Source organism: Pseudomonas reidholzensis, assembly GCF_900536025.1.
Classification (GTDB): Bacteria; Pseudomonadota; Gammaproteobacteria; order Pseudomonadales; family Pseudomonadaceae; genus Aquipseudomonas; species Aquipseudomonas reidholzensis.
In genome coordinates this window covers 92,536-113,626 of record NZ_UNOZ01000029.1, presented here as the reverse complement: position 1 = coordinate 113,626, position 21,091 = coordinate 92,536, and the positions used below count along the sequence as shown (strand labels likewise).

Sequence of the window (21,091 nt, the reverse complement as noted above, 5' to 3'; positions counted from 1 at the left end):
CGCAAGTATTGCGAGGGGGGATTACAGAATAATGTCTATTTGATGGCGTTGGGGTTAAGAACACCGTTGGTCATTTGTCAGGCGCGGCTTCCTTCCCGGATACTGGCGGCCTCCTCATCGTGAGTTGAAACCGTGATCAGTCTGTACAGCCTTGCCCGTTTGAGCGACCTGCCCGCGGCGACCTGGGACGCCCTGGTGCCTGCTGGCCAGCCGTTTCTGCGGCATGCCTTCCTCAGTGCCATGGAAGACAGCGGCAGCGTTGCCCCGGCCACCGGCTGGGCCGCCGAGCACCTGGTGCTGGAGCGCGACGGGCAGGTGCGGGCGCTGCTGCCGGCGTACCGCAAGTGGCATTCGTTCGGCGAGTACGTGTTCGACCATGGTTGGGCGGAGGCCTGTGAACGGGCCGGGATCGCCTACTACCCGAAGCTGCTCGGCGGCGTGCCGTTCAGCCCGGTCAGCGGCCCGCGACTGCTGACGGCCGACCCTGCCGATGGCCTGCTGGTGCTGCAGGCGTTACCGGAGTACCTGGGCAAGGGCGGGTTGTCCGGCGCGCATATCAATTTCACCGACAGCGTCCTGGATCAGGCGATCGATGGCCTGCCGGGATGGCTCGAGCGGCTGGGCTGCCAGTTCCACTGGCGTAATCGTGGCTATCGCGACTTCCAGGACTTTCTCGACACCTTGAGCTCGCGCAAGCGCAAGCAGATGCGCAAGGAGCGCGAGCAGGTGCTGGGGCACGGCATCGACTTCCAGTGGTACCGCGGCGATCAACTGAGCGAGCAGCAGTGGGACTTCGTCTACCTCTGCTACGCCAATACCTACACCGTGCGCCGGCGCGCGCCGTACCTGACGCGCGAGTTCTTCAGCCTGCTGGCCGAGCGCATGCCCGAGGCGATTCGCGTGGTGGTGGCGCGCCAGTCAGGCCGGGACGTGGCGATGGCCTTGAGCCTGATCGGTGGCGACAGCCTGTTCGGCCGTTATTGGGGGTGCCTGGATGAGTTCGACCGGCTGCACTTCGAGACCTGCTTCTACCAGGGCATGGACTTTGCCATCGCCGAGGGCTTGCAGCGTTTTGATGCGGGCGCGCAGGGCGAGCACAAGCTGATTCGGGGGTTTGAGCCGGTGATCACCCGGTCGTGGCACTACCTGCTGCATCCGGGGTTGCGGCGGGCGGTGGAGGAGTTTCTGGGCCAGGAGCGCGAGGGGATTCTTGCGTATGCCGAAGAGGCGCGGGGGATGTTGCCCTATCGGCGTGACTGATGGGTGAATGGGCGGGCCTCATCGCGGGCAAGCCCGCTCCTACAGGAGCGGGCTTGCCCGCGATGAGGCCTGAATGGCCGGTATCAATCGACGCCGACGAAGCCGCCAGTCTGGTGATGCCACAGCCTTGCATACAGCCCCTGCTGCGCCAGCAACTCGGCATGCGTCCCGCTCTCGACGATATGCCCCTTGTCCAGCACCACCAGGCGGTCCATGCGCGCGATAGTCGACAGCCGGTGGGCAATGGCGATCACCGTCTTGCCCTGCATCAGCGTCTCCAGGCTCTCCTGAATCGCCGCTTCAACCTCCGAATCCAGCGCTGAAGTCGCTTCGTCCATGATCAGGATCGGCGCATTCTTCAACAGCACCCGGGCAATCGCGATGCGCTGACGCTGACCGCCAGACAACTTGACCCCCCGCTCACCGACATGTGCATCGAAGCCGGTACGGCCCTGCGAGTCGGACAACTGGGCAATGAAGTCGTCCGCCCTGGCCCCGCGCACTGCCTCCCACACCGCGTCCTCACTGGCATCGGGCCGGCCGTACAGCAGGTTGTCGCGGATCGAGCGGTGCAGCAGCGAGGTGTCCTGGGTGATCATGCCGATCTGCGCACGCAGGCTGGCCTGGTTGACGTCGGCGATGTTCTGCCCGTCGATCAGGATGCGCCCGCTCTCCACGTCATACAGGCGCAGCAGCAGGTTGACCAGGGTCGACTTGCCCGCCCCGGAAGGGCCGATCAGGCCGATCTTCTCGCCCGGACGGATGTCCAGGTTGAGCCCGTCGATGACCTTGCCACCCTTGCCATAGTTGAAGCCGACATTGTCGAAGCGCACCGCGCCGCGGCTGACCTTGAGCGCTGGCGCCTGCGGCTTGTCGGTGACCGAGACCGGCTGGGCGATGGTCTGCAAGCCATCCTGGACCATACCGATGTTCTCGAAGATGCCGTTGACCACCCACATGATCCAGCCCGACATGTTGACGATGCGGATCACCAGGCCGGTGGCCAGGGCGATGGCGCCAACGGTGATCAGCGAATGGCTCCACAGCCACAGCGCCAGGCCCGTGGTGGTCACTACCAGCAGGCCGTTGAGGGTGGTGATGACCACGTCCATGCTGGTGATCACGCGCGCCGCCAGCTGGGTCTTCTCGGTCTGCTCGCTGATCGCTTCACGGGCGTATTGCTGCTCGTAGTCGGTGTGGGCGAACAGCTTGAGGGTGGCGATGTTGGTGTAGCCGTCGACGATCCGCCCCATCAGCTTGGAACGCGCGTCGGAAGAGATCACCGAGCGCGCCTTCACGCGCGGTACGAAGTAATAGAGCGCGGCGATGTAGCAGCCGATCCACACCAGCAGCGGCAGCATCAGGCGCCAGTCGGCCTCGGCAAACAGCACCAGCGAGCTGATCGCGTAGATCAGCACGTGCCACAGCGCGTCCACCGCCTGCACCGCCGAGTCGCGCAGCGAGTTGCCGGTCTGCATGATGCGTTGGGCGATGCGCCCGGCAAAGTCGCTCTGGAAGAAGTTGAGGCTCTGCTTGAGCACATAACTGTGGTTTTGCCAGCGGATCATGCTGGTCATGCCCGGGCTGATGGTCTGGTGCACCAGCAGGTCGTGCAGGCCGAAGAACAGCGGCCGCAGCAGCAGGACCACCACCAGCATCCAGATCAGCTCAGCCTGGTGGTCGCTGAAGAAGTTGGCGTTGGGCATGCCCTGGGCGAGGTCGATGATCCGGCTCAGGTAGCCGAACATCGCCACTTCGATCAGTGCCGCGAACAGGCCGACGAACAGCAGGGCGAGAAAGCTCGGCCAGACCTGGCGCAAGTAGTAGAGATAGAAGGGCCACACCGTACTCGGCGGCGCCTCGCTCGGCGCCTCGCGGAAGATGTCGATCAGTTTCTCGAAACGGCGGTACAGCATGGGCGATACAACTCCTGTTCTACCCGACCCTCAGGCGGTTTCACGTCCGTGTGAACACCTGCGAGTCAGTCGATGCGTTTGGCCGACTTGATGTACACCGGGTCGGCCGGGACATCACGCATGCCTTTTTTGATGGTGGTCGGCGAATTGACGATCTGGTCGACCACGTCCATGCCTTTGGTGACCTTGCCGAATACCGCATAACCGGCATCGCGACCGGGGTCGAGGAAGGCGTTGTCGGCAACGTTGATAAAGAACTGGCTGGTGGCCGAGTTCGGATTCGAAGTGCGGGCCATGGACAGGGTGCCGCGGGTGTTGCGCAAGCCGTTGCTGGCCTCGTTACGGATCGGGTCCTTGGTGTTTTTCTGCACCATCTGCTCGGTGAAACCACCGCCCTGGACCATGAAGCCCGGGATCACCCGGTGGAAGATCGTGTTGTTGTAGAAACCGCTGTCCACGTAGTCGAGGAAGTTCTTCGTGCTGACCGGCGCCTTATCAGCGTTCAGCTCGATTTGGACCTCGCCGAAGCTGGTGTCGATCAGCACGTGAGGGGTCTTGTCCGAGGCCATGACGCTGGTGGCGAAGGCGACCGAGCAGGCGGCGAGCAGGAGTTTTTTCAGCATGGGCTCAAAGATCCTTGAGAGGTGGATGCGGCTGCGAGGAACTGCAGCAGGGTCTGGTTGAAGACCTCGGGTTGATCAAGCGGTGTAGCGTGCCGGGAATCTTCGATGACCGCCAGTCTAGCCGCAGGTATCTGGGCGACGTAGCGCTCTTTCAGTTGTATCGGGGTGTAATCGTGGTCGGCGGCGATCACCAGCGTGGGACAGCGGATCTGGCCGATGCGTTCCGCCACGCCCCAGTCGACGATGGCGTCGAAACTCTTCAGGTAGGCGCGTTTGTCGTTGCGCGCCCAGCGCTCGGCCATCTTCTGCCGCAGGTCGGCCTGCCCGGGCTTGGGGAACAGCCGCTCGGCCAGGCCCTTGCCGACCGTTTCGACACTCAGCAGGCGCGCCAGGCCCCAGCGCTTGGCCCACCAGATCCAGTCGTTGCGGGTGCGCCGCTTGACCTCCGGCGCACTGTTGACGATGCACAGGCTGCGCAGCCACTGCGGGTGGTCGACGGCGAACTGGAAGCCGACCATGCCGCCCATCGACAGGCCGACCAGGTGCACCGGGCCGGTCTGCAGATGTTCGAGCAGGGCCAGCAGGTCTTCACTGAACGTGGCGATCTGATACCCGTCGCGCGGCTTGTCGGAGCGGCCGTGGCCACGGATGTCCATCAGGATCACCCGGTACTGGCGGCTCAGCACAGGCACCTGCAGCTCCCAGTCCTGGCTGCTCGAGCCCAGGCCATGCAGCAGCACCAGGGGTTCGCCCTGGCCGTATTCCTGATAATGCAGCGTGCATCCTTCGTGTTCGAAATAGGCCATGGGCGCCGTCCTCTCAGGCTTGTGGGGGGGCTGCGAAGGGCACGTCGAGGGGCGCGGTGTCGAAATTGCGCAGCAGGTCGATGAGAATCTGCGTCGCCGGGCCCAGGCTCTTCTCCTTGCTCGAATAAAGGTAGAACAGTGGGTGGCGACTGCCACCCTGATCGAGCGGCAGGGGCTTGAGCACGCCTTCGCGCAGCTCGCGCTCGATCATGTGCCGTGGCAGCCAGGCAAAGCCCAGGCCGCTGCTGACGAAGGTCGCCGCGGTGCCCAGGCTGCCGACCGTCCAGCGTTGTTCGGCGCCGAGCCAGCCGACGTCCTTGGGCTGGGCGCGGCCGGAGTCGCGGATCACCACCTGCAACTGGCTTTCCAGGTCCTGGAAGGTGATCTCGCGGCCCAGGCGGTGCAGGCTGTGTTCGGGGTGGGCAACGGCGACGAACTCCACCGAGCTGAGTTCGGTGCCCAGGTAGCCGCCGATGCTGAAGCTGCTGATGGCCAGGTCGGCGATGCCTTCGTGGAGCACTTCCTCGACCCCCGACAACACCTCTTCGCGCAGGCGCACGCGGCAGCCGCGGCTCTGCGGCATGAACGCGCTGAGGGCGCGCACCAGGCGGGCGCTGGGGTAGGCGGCATCGACCACCAGGCGCACTTCGGCCTCCCAGCCCTGTTCCATGTGGTGGGCGAGGTCTTCGAGCTGGCTGGCCTGCTTGACCAGGTGGCGCGAGCGGCGCAGCAGCACGTTGCCGGCCTCGGTGAGCACCGCCTTGCGCCCGTCGATGCGCAGCAGCGGCACGCCGAGTTGCTCCTGCATGCGCGCCACGGTGTAGCTGACCGAGGACTGCGAGCGGTGCAAGGCATCGGCCGCCTGGGCAAACCCGCCGTGGTCGACCACGGCCTGCAGGGTCCGCCACTGATCCAGGGTGACGCGGGGCGCTTTCATCTTCGGCTCCTGTTGTCCTAAGCTGCGCTCACTCAAGGAGAGCGCCCTATGAAGAAATGTTGTCTGGCCTTACTGCTGTGCCTGCCCCTCGGAGCCCAGGCATACCCGATCGACGTCGACAAGGAGCTGACCGGGGTCAAGCTCGACTACACCACCTACGACACGGCTTACGACATCGGCAACATCACCCTGAACAACTACGGCCAGGTAGCCGCAGCGTGCAAGGTGACGTTCCGCAATGGCCCGGAGGCTCCGCGGGTAAGGCGGGTCATCGTGCCGGCCAAGCAGAGTGTCGACGTCACGGCGAAATTCAATCGGCAGATCATCAAACTGCGCATCGCACTGAGCTGCAAAGCGCAATAAAACGGATTAGTCGATAGATTGAACCCACTTTTTACGCTTTTTTATCGATAGGTCAACCTTTAATCTCACCTCCATCGAATCGCAACCCTTTCTGCCGATGGAGGCACCCATGTCCCGCGTATTGATCATCGAAAGCAGCGCCCGCCAGCAGGATTCCGTGTCCCGTCAGCTGACCCGTGACTTCATCCAGCAGTGGCAAGCGGCGCACCCGGCCGACGTGATCGATGTGCGTGACCTGGCCGTGTCGCCGGTGCCGCACCTGGACGCCAACCTGCTCGGTGGCTGGATGAAGCCTGAAGAGCAGCGCTCCGAGGTCGAGCGCGAGGCGCTGGCCCGTTCCAACCAGTTGACCGACGAGCTGCTGGCCGCCGACGTGCTGGTGATGGCCGCGCCGATGTACAACTTTGCCATCCCGAGCACGCTCAAGGCCTGGCTGGACCACGTGCTGCGTGCCGGCATCACCTTCAAGTACACCCCGACCGGCCCCCAGGGCCTGCTGACCGGCAAGCGTGCGATCGTGCTGACGGCCCGTGGCGGCATTCATGCTGGCGCCACCAGCGACCATCAGGAACCGTACCTGCGCCAGGTCATGGCCTTCATCGGTATTCATGAGGTGACCTTCATTCATGCCGAAGGCCTGAACATGAGCGGCGACTTCCACGAGAAGGGCCTGAACCAGGCCAAGGCACTGCTGGCCTCGGTGGCCTGAAACGCAACGAATTCCCAACCCTGACACCTTTGCTCCTTGGGTGTACCTGCCCGGCCTCATGATGGTCGGGCTTTTTTATGCCTGTAATCTTGTCCTGCCCCTGCGGTTGCCCCGCTGTCGCCAACCGGCTAAGGTCGCCGCCTTGATTCACGAGAGAGCACCATGGGCTACCTGATAATCGTCGCGCTGATCCAGGCGTTTTCCTTCAACCTGATCGGTGAATACCTGGCCGGCCAGGTCGACAGCTATTTCGCCGTACTCGCGCGAGTGGTGCTGGCCGCCCTGGTGTTCCTGCCGCTGACCCGCTGGCGCCAGGTCGAGCCGGGGTTCATGCGCTCGATGCTGCTGATCGGCGCCCTGCAGTACGGCATCACCTACGTCTGCCTGTACCTGAGCTTCCGCGTGCTGACCGTGCCGGAGGTGCTGCTGTTCACCATCCTCACGCCGCTGCACGTGACCCTGATCGAAGATGCCCTCAACCGGCGTTTCAACCCGTGGGCGCTGCTGGCCGCGCTGGTGGCCGTGGCCGGCGCCGCGGTGATCCGCATGGACACCATCAGCGGTGAGTTCTTCATCGGCTTCCTGCTGCTGCAACTGGCCAACTTCACCTATGCGGCCGGGCAGGTGCTGTACCGCCACCTGGTGGCCCGTCACCCCAGCGACCTGCCGCACTACAAGCGTTTTGGCTATTTCTACCTGGGCGCGCTGATCGTCGTGCTGCCGGCGTTTCTGCTGTTCGGCAATGCCCAGCACCTGCCGAGCACCGACGTGCAATGGCTGGTGCTGTTGTTCCTCGGGCTGGTGCCGACGGCGCTGGGCTTGTACTGGTGGAACAAGGGCGCTTGCCTTGTCTCGGGCGGCACGCTGGCGGTGATGAACAACCTGCATGTGCCGGTGGGGCTGTTGCTCAACCTGCTCATCTGGAACCAGGACGAGCCGTTGGGGCGGCTGTTTATCGGCGGCACGGTGATCCTGGCGTCGGTGTGGATGAGCCGACTGGGGAGCCGCTCGCAAGCACCGCTGACCGGCAAGGCGTGATATGCACACCATCTTGGTCATCGTTGCGCCCATCTTCGCCCTGATCCTGGTCGGCTTCCTGTGCCGCCGCACCAACAAGCTCGGTGACAAGGCCGCTGCCGAGATCAACAAGATGGTGGTCTGGCTGTGCCTGCCGGCGTTGCTGTTCAAGGTCACGGCCACCGCTACCTGGAGCGAGATCTGGCACCCGGGCTTTATCGTGGCGTTTGGCGCGGGGGCGTTGGCGATGTTCGTGGTCACGCTGGGCTGGCGACTGTGCAGCGGCCATGGCCTGGTCGCGGCAAGCATCGATGGGCTCAGCGCCGGTTATGCCAACACCGGCTATATCGGCATCCCGCTGTGCCTGCTGTTGTTCGGCCAGCCAGGGTTGCAGCCGGCGCTGATCTCGTCGTTGATCGTGGTCTGCCTGGTGTTCGCGATTTCGCTGACGCTGATCGAGATCGGCCTGCAGGAGGAGCGGCAGATCGGCCGTGCCATCCTGTTGGTCAGCAAGGCGCTGGCGAAGAACCCGTTGGTGATTTCGCCGCTGGCGGGGGCGGGGTGGGCCATGAGTGGCTTGGGGCTGGCCGAGCCGGTGATGCATTTTCTCGACATGCTGGCGCTGGCCACCACGCCTTGCGCGTTGATCTCGCTGGGGGCGTTCCTGGCCGAGAAGCGCACCGGTTCGCAAGCCAGCCCGTGGCCGCTGGTGGGCCTGAAGCTGATTGGCCAGCCAGCCCTGACCTGGGTGCTGGCGTTCAAGGTGTTCAGCCTGCCGAGCATGTGGGCGGCCTCGGCAGTATTGCTGGCGGCGCTGCCGACCGGCACCGGGCCGTTCATGCTGGCGGAGTACTACAACCGCGAGGCGGGGCTGATTTCGCGGACGATCCTGATGTCGACCGTGGCGTCCCTGGTGACCTTGACCGGGTTGTTGTACCTGTTGGGCTATGCCGGCTGATCTGGGGCTCCTACAGGCGCGCGCGATCCTTGTAGGAGCGGCCTTGTGTCGCGAAAGGGCTGCAAAGCAGCCCCGGCAATCTCAAGCCTCGCTCATCTCTTCCAGCCGCCGCGAAACCGGCAGTTCCACCGGCCTGCCCGTCAACCCCACGCGCATATCATTGCCACTCGGCTGCTGATACAGGCTCAAGCCAAACTCCGGCAGCACCGCCAGCAGGTAATCGAAGATATCTCCCTGAATCCGCTCGTACTCGGCCCACACGGTGGTCGTGGTAAAGCAATAGATCTCCAGCGGGATGCCCTCGGCAGTGGGCTGCATCTGCCGCACCATGCAGGTCATGCCCTGGTGCACCTCGGCATGGTTACGCAGGTAGGCCAGGGCGTAGGCGCGGAAGGTGCCGATATTGGTCAGTTGGCGACGGTTGGCCGACAGTTCGGCGACCGGGCCCAGCGCTTCGTTCCAGCTGTGCAGCTCCTGGCGCTTGCCCGCCAGGTAGTCACCGAGCAAGCGTACTTGGCTCAGTCGCTGGTCTTCCTCACGGGTGAGGAAGCGCACCCCGGCGGCATCGATGAACAGGCTGCGCTTGATGCGCCGGCCGCCCGATTGCTGCATGCCGCGGTAATTGCGGAACGACTCGCTCATCAGGCGCCAGGTCGGGATCGAGACGATGGTCTTGTCGAAGTTCTGCACCTTCACCGTGTGCAAGGTGATATCCACCACGTCGCCGTCGGCGCCGACCTGGGGCATCTCGATCCAGTCACCGACATGCAGCATGTCGTTGCTGGTCAGCTGTACGCTGGCGACGAACGACAGCAGGGTGTCCTTGTACACCAACAGCAGCACCGCCGACATCGCACCCAGACCCGACAGCAGCAACAGCGGCGAGCGGTCGATCAGGGTGGCGATGATGACGATGACGCTCAGTACCCACAGCACCATCTTGGCCAACTGCACGTAGCCCTTGATCGAGCGGGTGCGGGCGTGTTCGGTGCGCGCGTAGATGTCCAGCAGCGCATCGAGCAGGCACGACAGCGCCATGGTCATGAACAGCAGGGTAAAGGCCAGCGCGACGTTGCCCAGGAAGTGCTGGGCGGTGGCGCCCAGCTCCGGCACCAGTTTCAGGCCGAACTGGATGATCAGTGAGGGGGTGGTCTGCGCCAGGCGATGAAAGACCTTGTTGTGGCGCAGGTCGTCGAGCCATTTGAGTGCCGGTTGTCGGGCCAGCAGGCGGCTGGCGTGCAGCACCAGGAAGCGCGCCAGGCGCCCCATCACCAGCGAGATCAGCAGCAGCACGGCCAGGCCGAGGGCGGCGTGCAGGGTCGGGTGTTGGTCCAGGGTGCCCCAGAGGTCAAGGGTGTCGAGCCAGAGTCGTTGGATGTCCATGGGCGTTGCAGCGGTCTGTATTGCGGAACGAGGGGCAATTAGAGCGCGGATCGAGGCAAAGTTGCCAAAAGAAATTCGGTTCTGGCGGCGGAAAACGTTACCCTATGCAACTTGAATTTACGCACTTGCCCGAGGTTACCCCCGTGTTTTCCCAATTCGCCCTGCATGAACGCCTCCTAAAAGCCGTGGCCGAGCTGAAATTCGTCGAGCCGACTCCGGTACAGGCGGCGGCCATTCCCCTGGCGTTGCAGGGGCGAGACCTGCGGGTAACCGCGCAGACCGGCAGCGGCAAGACCGCGGCCTTCGTGCTGCCGATGCTCAACCGCCTGACCGACCTCGGCGGCCCGCGCGTGGAGATCCGTGCGCTGATCCTGCTGCCGACCCGTGAACTGGCCCAGCAGACCCTCAAGCAGGTCGAGCTGTTCTCGCAGTTCACCTACATCAAGTCGGGCCTGGTCACCGGCGGTGAAGACTTCAAAGAGCAGGCGGCCATGCTGCGCAAGGTACCGGACGTGCTGATCGGCACCCCGGGGCGCCTGCTCGAGCAGCTCAATGCCGGCAACCTGGACCTGTCCCACGTGCAGGTACTGGTGCTCGACGAAGCCGACCGCATGCTCGACATGGGCTTCGCCGAAGACATGGAGCGCCTGTGCAAGGAGTGCGAGAACCGCGAGCAGACCCTGCTGTTCTCCGCCACCACCGGCGGTGCGGCCCTGCGCGACATCATCGGCAAGGTGCTGAAAGACCCTGAGCACCTGATGCTCAACAGCGTTTCGCAGCTGGCCGAAGGCACCCGCCAGCAGATCATCATGGCCGACCACGACCAGCACAAAGAGAAGATCGTCCACTGGCTGCTGGACAACGAGACCTTCCAGAAGGCGATCATCTTCACCAACACCCGTGCGCTGGCCGACCGCGTCTACGGTCACCTGGTGGCCAAGGACGTCAAAGCGTTCGTCCTGCACGGCGAGAAGGACCAGAAAGACCGCAAGCTGGCCATCGAGCGCTTCAAGCAGGGCGGCTCCAAGGTGCTGGTCGCCACCGACGTCGCGGCCCGTGGCCTGGACATCGACGGCCTGGACCTGGTGATCAACTTCGACATGCCGCGCAGCGGCGACGAGTACGTGCACCGCATCGGCCGTACCGGCCGTGCCGGCGGTGAAGGCCTGGCCATCTCGTTGATCACCCACAACGACTGGAACCTGATGTCGAGCATCGAACGCTACCTCAAGCAGCAGTTCGAGCGCCGCGTGATCAAGGAAGTCAAAGGCACCTACAACGGTCCGAAGAAGGTCAAGGCTTCGGGCAAGGCAGTGGGCGTCAAGAAGAAGAAGGTCGACAAGAAGACCGGCGAGAAGAAGGCCGGCGCCAAGCGCAAGCCGACCGCCAAGCCGCGTCCAAACGCGCCGCTGACCAGCTCGGACGGCCTGGCGCCGCCGAAGAAGCGCGCACCCAAGGCTGAGTAAGCCTTGCTGTTAAGCTGCTGAAGACACCGGCCTCTGAATGAGGCCGGTGTTGTTTCTGCTGCCTGGAAATTTAAACATTTCCAATAAAATCAATTGCTTGTCTATCCGTATACCCTGGGATATATGGACGCCCCGCAGCCCTCGCCCTAGTTTCAGCAAAAAACGTAACAGCTGATTACCGCGAGGAGTGACAAACATGGGTCGATTGACAGGCAAGGTTGCACTGATCACCGGTGGCGCCGGGGGTTGCGGGTTGGCAGCCTCTGAGCTGTTCGCCGCCGAGGGTGCCAAGGTGGCGATCCTCGACCTGCCGAGCAGCCAGGGTGAAGCGGTTGCTGCGCAGATCAACGCGGCGGGCGGGGAGGCGGTGTTCCTGCCGTGTGATGTGTCGTCGGCCGAGCAGGTGCACGCTGCGGTCAGCCAGGCCCAGGCGCGCCTGGGCGCCATCACGGTACTGATGAACCACGCCGGGATCATCGCCGCCGGGCCATTCCTGGAGACCGCCGAGGCCGACTGGGACCGGCTGATGTCGGTCAACGTCAAGAGCATGTTCCTGGTCACCAAGGCGGTACTGCCCGGGATGCTCGCGGCCGGTGGCGGCAGCGTGATCTGCACTTCGTCGATCTCCGCCGTGGTCGGCACCCCGATGGAAGTCCTCTACTGCACCACCAAGGGTGCCTGCCACATGTTCGCCCGCGCGCTGGCCGTGGAGTTCCGTGACCAGAACATCCGCAGCAATGCGATTTGCCCTGGTTTCATCGGTACCGCCCACGGTCGGCGCGAGCTCGACCTGCTGCGCGGCTACGGCGTGGATGCCTCCGACGAAGCGATCAAGACGATGCAGGGCCGGCTCTGCGAACCCTCCGAAGTGGCCTCGGCTGCGTTGTTCCTGGCCAGCGACGACGCGAGCTTCGTCAACGGCTCGCACCTGTTCGTGGACAACGCCTACACCGCCATGTAAGCCGCACCCGGCACGCCTGTGCCGGCGCTGAACAACAATAAAAGCAGCACGCTTTTGAATAATTCTGCCCAGAAGACAAACTCCAACAAGATAGAGGCAGCGGATGGAAAACATAGGCACGTACGTCATCTACATCATCATGGCCTGCGCCGTCGTTGGCGCGCTGGCGTCGATCATCGACGCTGAATCGGAGCTGGCCAAGGAATTCACCGCAGGCCTGCACAGCATCGGGCCGATCTTCATTCCCGTGGCCGGTATCATGGCTGCGATCCCCTTCATCTCCAGCTTCATCAGCCAGTGGATCGGGCCGCTGTTCCTGGCGATGGGCGCCGACGCCGGGATCGCCGGGCCGATCTTCATCGCCTCGGACCTGGGCGGCTACCAGCTGGCCCAGGCGCTGTCGTCCAGCCCCGAGGGCTGGATTCTCGGTCTTATTACCGGCTTTCAGTGCGGTTCGACCGTCATCTTCGTCATCCCCGTTGGCCTGGCCATGCTCAACAAGGCCGATCACAAGTACATGGCGCTGGGCATCATGGCCGGCCTGCTGAGTATCCCGGTGAGCATCGTGGTGATCGCCATGGGCATGCAACTGATGGGCCTTGGCGTGCGGCCGGACATCGCCACGGCCGGCGCGGCGACCCAGGCGCTGCACTTCACCCTGCCGACGCTGCTGCGCAACCTGTCGCCGCTGATCCTGTTCTGCATCGCCCTGGCCGCGGCGTTGCGCTACTTCCCCAACCTGATGGTCAAGCTGTTCCTCAAACTGGGGCAACTGATGTACATGGCGGTGACCCTGGTGCTGGTGGCCTCGATCGTCGAGTACTTCACCGGCGTGTTCACCTCGGTGTTCGGCACCTGGGGCTTCGCGCCGATCATCGCCGACAAGGAAGACCAGTTCCGCGCCCTGGAGATCGCTGGCTACGTGGGCATCATGCTGTGTGGTGCGTTCCCGATGGTCTGGCTGATCAAGCGCTTCCTGTCCAAGCCGATCGAGAAGGTGGCCTCGGGCCTTGGCCTGTCGCCGGTCGGCGCCGCCGGGATCCTCGCGGCGTCGGCGAACATCCTGGCGATGTTCCGCCTGGTGGCTGATATGCCGCCCAAGGACAAGGTGCTGGTGATTGCCTTTGCGGTCTGCGCGGCGTTCACCTTTGGTGATCACCTGGCGTACTCGGCGAACTTTCAGCCGACCCTGATCCTGCCGTTGATTATCGGCAAGTTGTCGGGCGGCCTGCTTGGCATGCTTCTGGCTTACTGGCTGGCGGTACCCAAGGCGCAGGAATTGGGGCGCCAGGACCTCGACGCCGAACTGCTGCAGGTCAGCGCCCCGTTGCGCTGAGGGATGTGACAGCGTTGAATGCCGCTTGCGGGCGGCATTCACTCAGGTCGCTTCATCTCACTGCGCAAAGGCACGCCTTCAGACATGAACAGCGAAGACGCCGGCCGTCTGGCCACGGTCATCAACGCCATCGGCACCGACGGGATCGGCGCGGCCATCGATGCCGCGCTGGCTTCGGTGGTCGACTTCGACATGAGTTGCACCTACCTGTTTCGCTTCAACCAGCCGGCGCTGCTGCTCCATGACGGCTACCGCCAACGGGTGACCGAGCGCACGCTCAAGGCGTACCTGCGCGGCGGTTACCTGCTCGATCCGTTCTATGTGGCGTGCACCAACAACCACCCGGCGGGGCTGTGGCGCATGAGCGAACTGGCGCCGGACAGTTTCTTCGCGTCGGGCTTTTCCATTTCGCGGGATATTCATCCGTGTGTGTCGTCGCACCATGGCAGCCTGATCGAGGAAGTCGGCTTCATCGTACCGACGGGCTCGAGGAGTGCGCTGGTGCACTCGGTGATGCGCGGCCTGGACCATGGCGCGTTTCAGCCCGCCGAGCTTGAGCGGCTCGCGGCTCTCGCGCCGATCATCGAGTCGGTGTTCGGCCAGCACCTGCGCTTGCGCCACGCCGATGCGCTGCTCGAACAGCAGTCAGTGGAAGGCGAGCTGGAGGATGCCTTCGTCGAGATCCTTCAGGGCCAGTTGACCGAGACCCAGCGCCATGTCGCCAAGCTGATCCTGCAGGGTCACAGCAGCCAGTCGATCGCCAGCACGCTGGGTATTTCCGAAGGCACCGTGAAGGTGCACCGGCACAACATCTGCCAACGCCTGGGCATCGCCAGTAACGCCGAGCTGTTGCGACTGTTCATCAACTACCTGGTCAAGCAGGGCTGAGGTTCACTCGGTTTTCTTTTCCGCGGTCTTGAGCTCTTGCAGCCGGCGGTCGATCAACTGGCATTTGTCCGGGAGGTCCTTGCTCTCGGTGGCCAGGTCCATGCCTTGCAGTTCGTCATTGATCTCCTTGGCCTTCTGCGGGTTCTGCTCGGTCAGCTGGGTGACCAGCTTGGCCAGGTCCTCGCGTTTTTGCGTGGCCTCCTCCAGCGTGCAGGCCCAGGTGGGCAGGGCGCAGAACAGGGCGGTTGCACAGGTGATGCGCAGAAGCAGTTTCATCCGTTTCACCTCCGGGTGGTTGTATTGGGTTGAGGCGCTCCGGGGGTGGAAGTTCAACGTGCTTGATCACCTGGCCAAGGTTCTCAGGGACTGCGTTGGCCACGGTTTGCTGTGCCTTGGCGATGTAAGTGGCATCGGCCGCAGGCCTGTTCCTATGTGCTTGTAGCCTGTTTCCGAAGAGCGCCTGCGTGCCCTTTGAGACCCTGTTGGCCTGCTAAAACCTCCCTAGTCTTATTCGCTAATAGGGAGTACCGTGTATGTACAGAAGTAAATACAGGATGTCCCATGCGTTTTGAGTGGGACGAACGAAAAAATCAGATCAACATCCGTAAGCACGGTATCGACTTCAGTGATGTGCCGGATATGTTCCAGTACCCCATGCTGATCTTGCGTGATGACCGCCAGCACTACGACGAAGAGCGCTGGATCGCCTTGGGTTGGCTGCACGCACTGGTTGGCGTCGTTGTCTACACGGAACGACGGGGGGATGTGATCCGCATCATTTCTGTGCGAAAAGCGACCAGACAAGAGGCAAAGCGTTATGACCAAACCCTCCAAAACTGACTGGAGCCACCTGGCTCAGCAGGATGACCCTGAGATCGATACCTCGGACATCCCCGAGCTCGGCGAAGCATTCTTCCGCCAGGCCGAGCTGCGCGTGCCTGCCAAACAAACCGTGACCATTCGCCTGGATGCCGACGTGCTGGCATGGTTCAAGGATCAGGGTGCGGGGTATCAGACCCGTATCAACCAGCTGTTGCGCCAGTACATGCAGGCACAACAGAACCGTCGTTGATTATCCATCGGAACGCTTTCAATCCCGCTCCGGTCCCAACCTGTGTACCCCCCGTTCACAGCAGGAGCCTACCGCGATGAGCAGCTACGACTGGGACCTGATCCAACGCCTGCTGCAGGAAGTGCAGAATGGCGCTGGTCACAGCTTCACCCCGCGCCCTTACGCCGAACAGCACGCCGCCGCGCAGGCCGCCGCTGGCCAGCCGATCGGTGATCTCGATCATTTGAAGACCCGCGCGTGCGAGTACGAGAAGGTCCTCTTCGAACGCGGCTTTATCGAGAGCCGGCCGGCCGAGGATGGCGGCAATGGCGAGAACTTCGTGTTGACCGCGCGTGGCTCGCGGCTGCTCAGCCTGATCGACAGCAGCATCCCGGGCTTCGAGCACCCGCGCCAGGTGCTGGACGAGCAGGCCGATCCGCTCGATGAGGCCACCTTCGACCACGTCTCGGCCAAGGCGCAGATTGCCGGCGGTGCAATTTAGGCTGGCAACGCGGCCTACGGCGCACCGATAATCGGCACTGGATCCCATTTCACTGCCGAGCCCTGCCAATGCCATCGACCCTGCAAGGGGCGCGCCCATGAGCGCGGTCCGCAAGAACCCCGACGCCTTCGCCCTGCAAGTCATGCTCGGGCTGTGCCTGGTGTGGGGGTGCCAGCAGGTGTTGATCAAATCTGCAGCCGTCGACATCGCGCCGGTCATGCAGGCGGCCTTGCGCTCGGGTATCGCCGCGGTATTGGTCGGCTTGATTATCTGCTGGCGCGGCGGCTGGGCGCAGGTGGGCACTACCTGGCGAGGCGGGTTGCTGGCGGGGTCCTTGTTTGGTCTGGAGTTCCTGTTCATCGCTGAGGGGCTGAAGCTGACATCGGCGGCGCACATGTCGGTGTTTCTCTACACGGCGCCGGTGTTTACCGCGTTGGGCCTGCATTTCATGCTGCCGACCGAGCGCCTGCGCTGGTTGCAATGGATGGGCATCCTGCTGGCCTTTGCCGGGATTGCCACGGCGTTCGCCGGTGGCCTCCAGCTCGATCAGATCGATGGCCGAACCCTGCTGGGCGACGCGTTCGGGGTGCTGGCCGGCTTGGCCTGGGGCGCCACGACGGTGGTGGTCAGGGGCTCGCGGCTTTCGGAAGCACCGGCGACGCTGACCTTGTTCTACCAGCTGATGGTGGGGTTTGTCGGGTTGCTGGCCATTGCGTTGTTGACTGGGCACATCGGTATGGTGAGGGTGACGCCCTTGGCCATTGGCAGCGTGCTGTTCCAAGGCATCGTGGTCTCGTTCGTCAGCTACCTGACGTGGTTCTGGCTGTTGCGCAAATACCTGGCCTCGAACCTGGCGGTGTTTTCGTTCATCACCCCGCTGTTCGGAGTGACCTTTGGCGTGCTGCTGCTGGATGAACCGCTGAGCGTGAACTTTGTGCTGGGGGCGGTGATGGTGCTGTTCGGGGTGATCCTGGTCAGTGCCGAGCCTTGGGTGCGCAAGCAACTGCGCAAGGTCGTTGGCTGATCAGGCAGTCCGCGTGCCGACCCGGCAACCCAGTCGCCCCGAACTCCCCGTCACCACCAGCACGCCGGCCAGCCCCAGTCCGCCCGCAGCCAGCAGCAAGGCTGGCTGCAGACTGCCACTGTAGTGGTTGCTCAAGGTCGCCAGCAGTGGCCCACTCAGCTGGCCGAGGGCGAAACAGGCCGTCAGCAGCCCGGCATTGCGCTGCGTAGCCTGTGGCGCCAGCTCCCGCGAGCGCTGCATCACCAACTGCATGCAGGCCAGAAACGGCGCGCCGCACAGCAGCACCCCCAACCCCAGGCCGAGGCCGTCGCCCATCAGGCACGCCAGCACCCCCAGCCCTTGCAGCCACAGCGTCGCGGTCAGCCAGCCGCGGGTCCGGCCCGGGCGGCGCAGGCTTACCAGCCCCACGCCCAGCGCCGCGGCCAGACCGAACGCTGGCCAGAACAGGTCAGCCAGCCAATGGCCGTGGAAGCGCTGGTTGGCCATCTGCGACAGGAAGGTCGCCGGCAATATATAGCCGACCCCATACAGGGCATACACCAGCCCCAGCCGAGCGATACCCGGGCTGCGCGCGCTACTGACCTGCACGGCACTCGCTGCAGGCGCCACCGCCTGCGGCAACCCACGGCGCACGGCGAGCAACAGGATCAGCGCCGCCAGCGCATAGACCAGCCACAGGCCTGCCGAACCCAGCCCCAGCACGTGCGCCGCCAAGGCCAGCAGGCCGGTCAGGGCAATGCCCAGGCCGGGGCCGGCGAACACCAGGGCACCGAGCCGTTGCAGGCCATGGGCAGCGGCCAGTTGCTGGGTCAGGCTGGTGATCATCACCAGCACCCAGGCGCTGGCCACGCCGGTACCAAAGCGCAGCAGGAGATGGCTCCAGAAACCCTCTGCCGCCGTTGAGGCCAGCGTCAGCACCACGCACAGCCACAGCCCGGCGTGCAGGCGCAGGCGCACCTGGGCGGGCTGGCGGGCAAACATGGCGTCCACCGCGCCGAGAAAGTAACCGAGGTAATTGGCCGCGGCCACCAAGCCGGCGGCGGTCAGGTCGAACTGCCCCTCGGCAATCAGGGTGGGCAGTTGCGGGGTCAGGGCAAAGCGGCCGATGCCCATGGCCATCATCAGGGCCACGGCACTGGCCAGCAGTTGTACGAATGGCGACATGGCGACGCTCCTGCTCGGGGGTTGAACGATGGGGGCAGGTTAGGCTGGAATGGTCTTCAATAAAATTGAATAATGCTGATCAAGTTGTTCTGTTTTGGAGAATGGTATGGAGTTCAGTCAGCTGCGGATCTTCCAGGCGGTGGCCGAGGAGGGCTCGTTGACCCGCGCCGCCGAACGCTTGCACCGGGTACCTTCGAACCTGTCGACGCGCTTGCGTCAGCTGGAAGAGCAATTGGGCGTCGAGCTGTTTCTGCGTGAGCGCCAGCGCCTGCAGTTGTCACCCGCCGGCAAGGTCTTGCTGGACTACGCCAACCGCCTGTCGGCGCTCCACGATCAGGCGATCCAGGCGGTGCAGGGCGGCGAGCCGGCCGGTGACTTCGTCCTCGGGACCATGTACAGCACTGCGGCGACTCACCTGCCGCCACTGCTCGCCCGTTATCACCAGCGCTACCCGGCGGTGAACCTGCAGGTGCAGGCGGCGCCGAGCGGCGACTTGCTCGAGGGCCTGATGAGCCATCGGCTGGATGCCGCACTGGTCGACGGCCCGCCGAGCCTGGCCGGGCTCGACGGCGTGCCGCTGTGCGAAGAAGTGCTGGTGCTGATCACCAGCCGCGAGCACGCGCCGGTGCACAGCGCCCGGGACGTGGCGGGCAGGGCGGTGTTCACCTTTCGCCAGGGCTGCTCGTACCGCATGCGCCTGGAAGCCTGGTACGCCCATGCCCACACGCCGATGGGCCGGGTGATGGAGATCGAGTCGTACCAGAGCATGCTGGCCTGTGTGATTGCCGGCGCGGGCGTGGCGTTGATGGCGCAATCGATGCTCGACAGCCTGCCAGGGCGCGACCAGGTGCGGGTGCACCGGTTGCAGGCACCGTTCGATCACGCCGTCACGTGGCTGATGTGGCGGCAGGGGATGTGCGGGGCAAATCTGCAGGCTTGGGTCGACCTGCAACAGGGTGAAACAGTTGACCGGCGGTCGGAACACCCCGCTACCGCTTGATCCGGGTCAAAATCGACCCTATCTATAGGATCAGGCGTATGCGTAACGCAGGACATCGGACTATGATCTGTATGAAGCATCGCAAGATTGATTCGCCGTGAGGCTGACCCGTGAAGGGGGCACTATGAAAACACCACTGTTCAACTGGCTCCACGACCTGGCTGTCGCCTTGGGCCTTATCCCACCACCGCTGCAGCCGGTGCCGATACCGACCGACGAAGAGCAGCGCAAGCGCCAACCTCGTCGCCGTTGAGGTGAACTGAAAAGGCCGCCGCATCCCCAGATGCCGCGGCCTTTTCAATTGCAGTACCGGCCGTTTCCCGGTCGGTACTGTTACGTGCCTGCAATCACGCCAGGTTCGCTGCTGGCAGTGGACGCCGCGACATCAGGCTCACCACCACAAAGCTCACAAGCCCAACCGCCAGGCTGTAGTAGATCGGCGTGTTGGCATCCAGGCCATCCTTGACCATGAACAGCAGCGCGGTCGCAAAGCCCAGCGACATGCTGGCGATAGCGCCTGCGGTGGTGGCGCGCTTCCAGAAGATCGCCCCCATCAGCGGGATCAGCATGCCGCCGACCAGCAGGTTGTACGCCAGGGTCAGTGCACTGATCACGTCATTCACCGCCAGGGCGATACCCAGTACCACCAGGCCGGTGAGCAGGGTGAACAGGCGGCTCGTGGCCAGTCCCGACTGCTTGCCGCCACGCAGCTTGGGCAGCAGGTCTTCGGTGATGGTGGTCGACGCCGCCAGCAAGCCAGCACTGGCCGTCGACATCATCGCCGCCAGGGCAGCCGCCATCAGCAGGCCACGGATGCCATCGGGCAGGGTGGTCTTGATCATCGCCGCAAAGGCATTGTTCGGGTTGGCCAGGTCAGGCAGCAGCACATGCGCGGCCATGCCGATCAGGGCGCAGGCCAGGCCGTAGAACACGCAATAGACGCCGGCAGTGGTACCCGCACGCTGGCAGACCTTGGCGTCACGGGCGGTGAACACCCGCTGCCAGATGTCCTGGCCGATCAGGATGCCGAAGAAGTAGATCAGGAAGTAGGTGATGATGGTGTCCCAGCCGATGGTGGTCCAGCTGAAGCTGGACGCCGGCAGCTGTGCCACCAGTTGGTCCCAGCCACCGACCTTGTACAGGCACACCGGCAACAGGATGAACATCAGGCCAACGGTCTTGATCACGAACTGGACGATGTCGGTCAGGGTCAGCGACCACATGCCGCCAATCGTCGAGTACACCACCACCACGCCACCGCCGAGCAACAGCGACATCCAGAACGGCAGGTCGAGCAGCACTTGCAGCACGGTGCCCATGGCCAGGGTCGAGGTCACGCCGATCATCAGCGCATACGCCAGCATGATCACCGCGCTGGCCTGACGCGCCATCGGGTTGTAGCGCCGCTCCAGGACCTGGGTCACGGTGAAGATGCGCAGGCGCAGCAGCGGTTTGGCGAGGAACAGGTTCAGGGCGATGATGCCCAGGCCCAGCGCGGCGCACAGCCAGAAGCCAGAGATACCGTGGACATAGCCCAGGCGCACGGTGCCGACGGTGGATGCGCCACCGAGCACGGTGGTGGCCATGGTGCCCATGTACAGGGTCGGGCCGAGGTTGCGCCCGGCCACCAGGTAGTCTTCGTGGGTCTTCGCGCGGCGCATGCCATACCAGCCAAGCGCGAGCATGCCGGCGGTATAGATCAGTACAACGATGATGTCCAAGGCCAT

The 21,091-nt window shown here is 64.0% G+C and carries 23 protein-coding genes; 15 read left to right on the top strand and 8 right to left on the bottom strand.

Features of this window, described 5'->3' with window-relative positions:
- Window positions 1-132: 132 nt before the first annotated feature.
- A complete protein-coding gene (locus CCOS865_RS19305) occupies window positions 133-1,260 on the top strand; it encodes a GNAT family N-acetyltransferase (RefSeq protein ID WP_119143765.1) in 1,128 nt (375 codons plus the stop codon).
- Between the two features lie 83 nt (window positions 1,261-1,343).
- On the opposite strand, the gene CCOS865_RS19300 is transcribed toward CCOS865_RS19305, so the two are convergent.
- From CCOS865_RS19300 to CCOS865_RS19285, 4 genes are all read right to left on the bottom strand, one after another.
- Entirely contained in the window at window positions 1,344-3,176 is a 1,833-nt protein-coding gene (locus CCOS865_RS19300; protein WP_119143763.1) for an ABC transporter ATP-binding protein, read from the bottom strand.
- A gap of 65 nt (window positions 3,177-3,241) precedes the next feature.
- Window positions 3,242-3,799 carry a peptidylprolyl isomerase gene (locus tag CCOS865_RS19295; protein ID WP_119143761.1) on the bottom strand — a complete coding sequence of 186 codons (558 nt, stop codon included), beginning with the start codon at window positions 3,797-3,799 and terminating at the stop codon, window positions 3,242-3,244.
- Window positions 3,793-4,605 carry an alpha/beta fold hydrolase gene (locus tag CCOS865_RS19290; protein ID WP_119143759.1) on the bottom strand — a complete coding sequence of 271 codons (813 nt, stop codon included), beginning with the start codon at window positions 4,603-4,605 and terminating at the stop codon, window positions 3,793-3,795. The genes CCOS865_RS19295 and CCOS865_RS19290 overlap by 7 nt, the downstream gene beginning before the upstream one ends.
- Before the next feature lie 13 nt (window positions 4,606-4,618).
- Window positions 4,619-5,542, bottom strand: a complete 924-nt coding sequence (locus tag CCOS865_RS19285) for a LysR family transcriptional regulator (RefSeq protein ID WP_119143757.1) — start codon at window positions 5,540-5,542, stop codon at window positions 4,619-4,621.
- Window positions 5,543-5,590: 48 nt separating this feature from the next.
- Between CCOS865_RS19285 and CCOS865_RS19280 the strand changes: the two genes are divergently transcribed.
- From CCOS865_RS19280 to CCOS865_RS19265, 4 genes are all read left to right on the top strand, one after another.
- Entirely contained in the window at window positions 5,591-5,905 is a 315-nt protein-coding gene (locus tag CCOS865_RS19280) for a 3-phosphoglycerate kinase (RefSeq protein WP_119143755.1), read from the top strand.
- Between the two features lie 109 nt (window positions 5,906-6,014).
- Window positions 6,015-6,614 (top strand): FMN-dependent NADH-azoreductase, encoded by a 600-nt coding sequence (locus tag CCOS865_RS19275; RefSeq protein ID WP_119143753.1) that lies wholly within the window; start codon window positions 6,015-6,017, stop codon window positions 6,612-6,614.
- A 162-nt stretch (window positions 6,615-6,776) separates the two neighbouring features.
- A complete protein-coding gene (locus tag CCOS865_RS19270; protein WP_119143751.1) occupies window positions 6,777-7,652 on the top strand; it encodes a carboxylate/amino acid/amine transporter in 876 nt (291 codons plus the stop codon).
- 1 nt (window position 7,653) lies between these two features.
- Entirely contained in the window at window positions 7,654-8,589 is a 936-nt protein-coding gene (locus tag CCOS865_RS19265) for an AEC family transporter (protein WP_119143749.1), read from the top strand.
- Window positions 8,590-8,670: 81 nt separating this feature from the next.
- Here CCOS865_RS19265 and CCOS865_RS19260 read toward each other — a convergent pair whose 3' ends face one another.
- Window positions 8,671-9,972, bottom strand: a complete 1,302-nt coding sequence (locus tag CCOS865_RS19260) for a mechanosensitive ion channel family protein (protein ID WP_119143747.1) — start codon at window positions 9,970-9,972, stop codon at window positions 8,671-8,673.
- Window positions 9,973-10,076: 104 nt separating this feature from the next.
- Between CCOS865_RS19260 and CCOS865_RS19255 the strand changes: the two genes are divergently transcribed.
- The 4 genes from CCOS865_RS19255 (at window position 10,077) to CCOS865_RS19240 (ending at window position 14,623) form a co-directional block, all read left to right on the top strand.
- A complete protein-coding gene (locus tag CCOS865_RS19255; protein ID WP_119143745.1) occupies window positions 10,077-11,438 on the top strand; it encodes a DEAD/DEAH box helicase in 1,362 nt (453 codons plus the stop codon).
- A gap of 196 nt (window positions 11,439-11,634) precedes the next feature.
- The gene (locus tag CCOS865_RS19250) at window positions 11,635-12,399 is read left to right on the top strand and encodes an SDR family NAD(P)-dependent oxidoreductase (RefSeq protein ID WP_119143743.1); all 765 of its coding nucleotides are present in this window, start codon (window positions 11,635-11,637) and stop codon (window positions 12,397-12,399) included.
- A gap of 103 nt (window positions 12,400-12,502) precedes the next feature.
- The gene (gene eutH, locus CCOS865_RS19245; protein WP_119143741.1) at window positions 12,503-13,735 is read left to right on the top strand and encodes an ethanolamine utilization protein EutH; all 1,233 of its coding nucleotides are present in this window, start codon (window positions 12,503-12,505) and stop codon (window positions 13,733-13,735) included.
- Window positions 13,736-13,819: 84 nt separating this feature from the next.
- Complete coding sequence (locus tag CCOS865_RS19240; RefSeq protein ID WP_119143739.1) at window positions 13,820-14,623, top strand: helix-turn-helix transcriptional regulator; 804 nt, start codon at window positions 13,820-13,822, stop codon at window positions 14,621-14,623.
- 3 nt (window positions 14,624-14,626) lie between these two features.
- Here the strand turns inward: CCOS865_RS19240 and CCOS865_RS19235 are convergent, their stop codons facing one another.
- Window positions 14,627-14,899 (bottom strand): hypothetical protein, encoded by a 273-nt coding sequence (locus CCOS865_RS19235; protein ID WP_119143737.1) that lies wholly within the window; start codon window positions 14,897-14,899, stop codon window positions 14,627-14,629.
- A gap of 285 nt (window positions 14,900-15,184) precedes the next feature.
- Between CCOS865_RS19235 and CCOS865_RS19230 the strand changes: the two genes are divergently transcribed.
- The 4 genes from CCOS865_RS19230 to CCOS865_RS19215 all read left to right on the top strand — a co-directional run bounded on the left by CCOS865_RS19230 (window position 15,185) and on the right by CCOS865_RS19215 (window position 17,200).
- Window positions 15,185-15,463, top strand: a complete 279-nt coding sequence (locus CCOS865_RS19230) for a BrnT family toxin (protein WP_119143735.1) — start codon at window positions 15,185-15,187, stop codon at window positions 15,461-15,463.
- Window positions 15,441-15,695: a BrnA antitoxin family protein gene (locus CCOS865_RS19225; protein ID WP_119143733.1), complete on the top strand. Its 255-nt coding sequence runs from the start codon at window positions 15,441-15,443 to the stop codon at window positions 15,693-15,695. Before CCOS865_RS19230 ends, CCOS865_RS19225 begins: the two co-directional genes overlap by 23 nt.
- Window positions 15,696-15,771: 76 nt before the next feature.
- The gene (locus CCOS865_RS19220; protein ID WP_119143731.1) at window positions 15,772-16,176 is read left to right on the top strand and encodes a transcriptional regulator; all 405 of its coding nucleotides are present in this window, start codon (window positions 15,772-15,774) and stop codon (window positions 16,174-16,176) included.
- Window positions 16,177-16,273: 97 nt separating this feature from the next.
- A complete protein-coding gene (locus tag CCOS865_RS19215) occupies window positions 16,274-17,200 on the top strand; it encodes a DMT family transporter (protein ID WP_119143729.1) in 927 nt (308 codons plus the stop codon).
- Here CCOS865_RS19215 and CCOS865_RS19210 read toward each other — a convergent pair whose 3' ends face one another.
- On the bottom strand, window positions 17,201-18,364 hold the full coding sequence (locus CCOS865_RS19210; RefSeq protein WP_119143727.1) for a YbfB/YjiJ family MFS transporter: 1,164 nt from the start codon (window positions 18,362-18,364) through the stop codon (window positions 17,201-17,203).
- 106 nt (window positions 18,365-18,470) lie between these two features.
- On the opposite strand from CCOS865_RS19210, the gene ptrR reads away from it, so the two are divergent.
- Together ptrR and CCOS865_RS28580 are read left to right on the top strand one after the other, a co-directional pair.
- Complete coding sequence (gene ptrR / locus CCOS865_RS19205) at window positions 18,471-19,364, top strand: putrescine utilization regulator PtrR (RefSeq protein ID WP_119143725.1); 894 nt, start codon at window positions 18,471-18,473, stop codon at window positions 19,362-19,364.
- 124 nt (window positions 19,365-19,488) lie between these two features.
- Window positions 19,489-19,617 (top strand): PA1414 family protein, encoded by a 129-nt coding sequence (locus tag CCOS865_RS28580; protein ID WP_256585700.1) that lies wholly within the window; start codon window positions 19,489-19,491, stop codon window positions 19,615-19,617.
- A 94-nt stretch (window positions 19,618-19,711) separates the two neighbouring features.
- Here the strand turns inward: CCOS865_RS28580 and CCOS865_RS19200 are convergent, their stop codons facing one another.
- Complete coding sequence (locus CCOS865_RS19200) at window positions 19,712-21,091, bottom strand: sodium:solute symporter family protein (RefSeq protein WP_119143723.1); 1,380 nt, start codon at window positions 21,089-21,091, stop codon at window positions 19,712-19,714.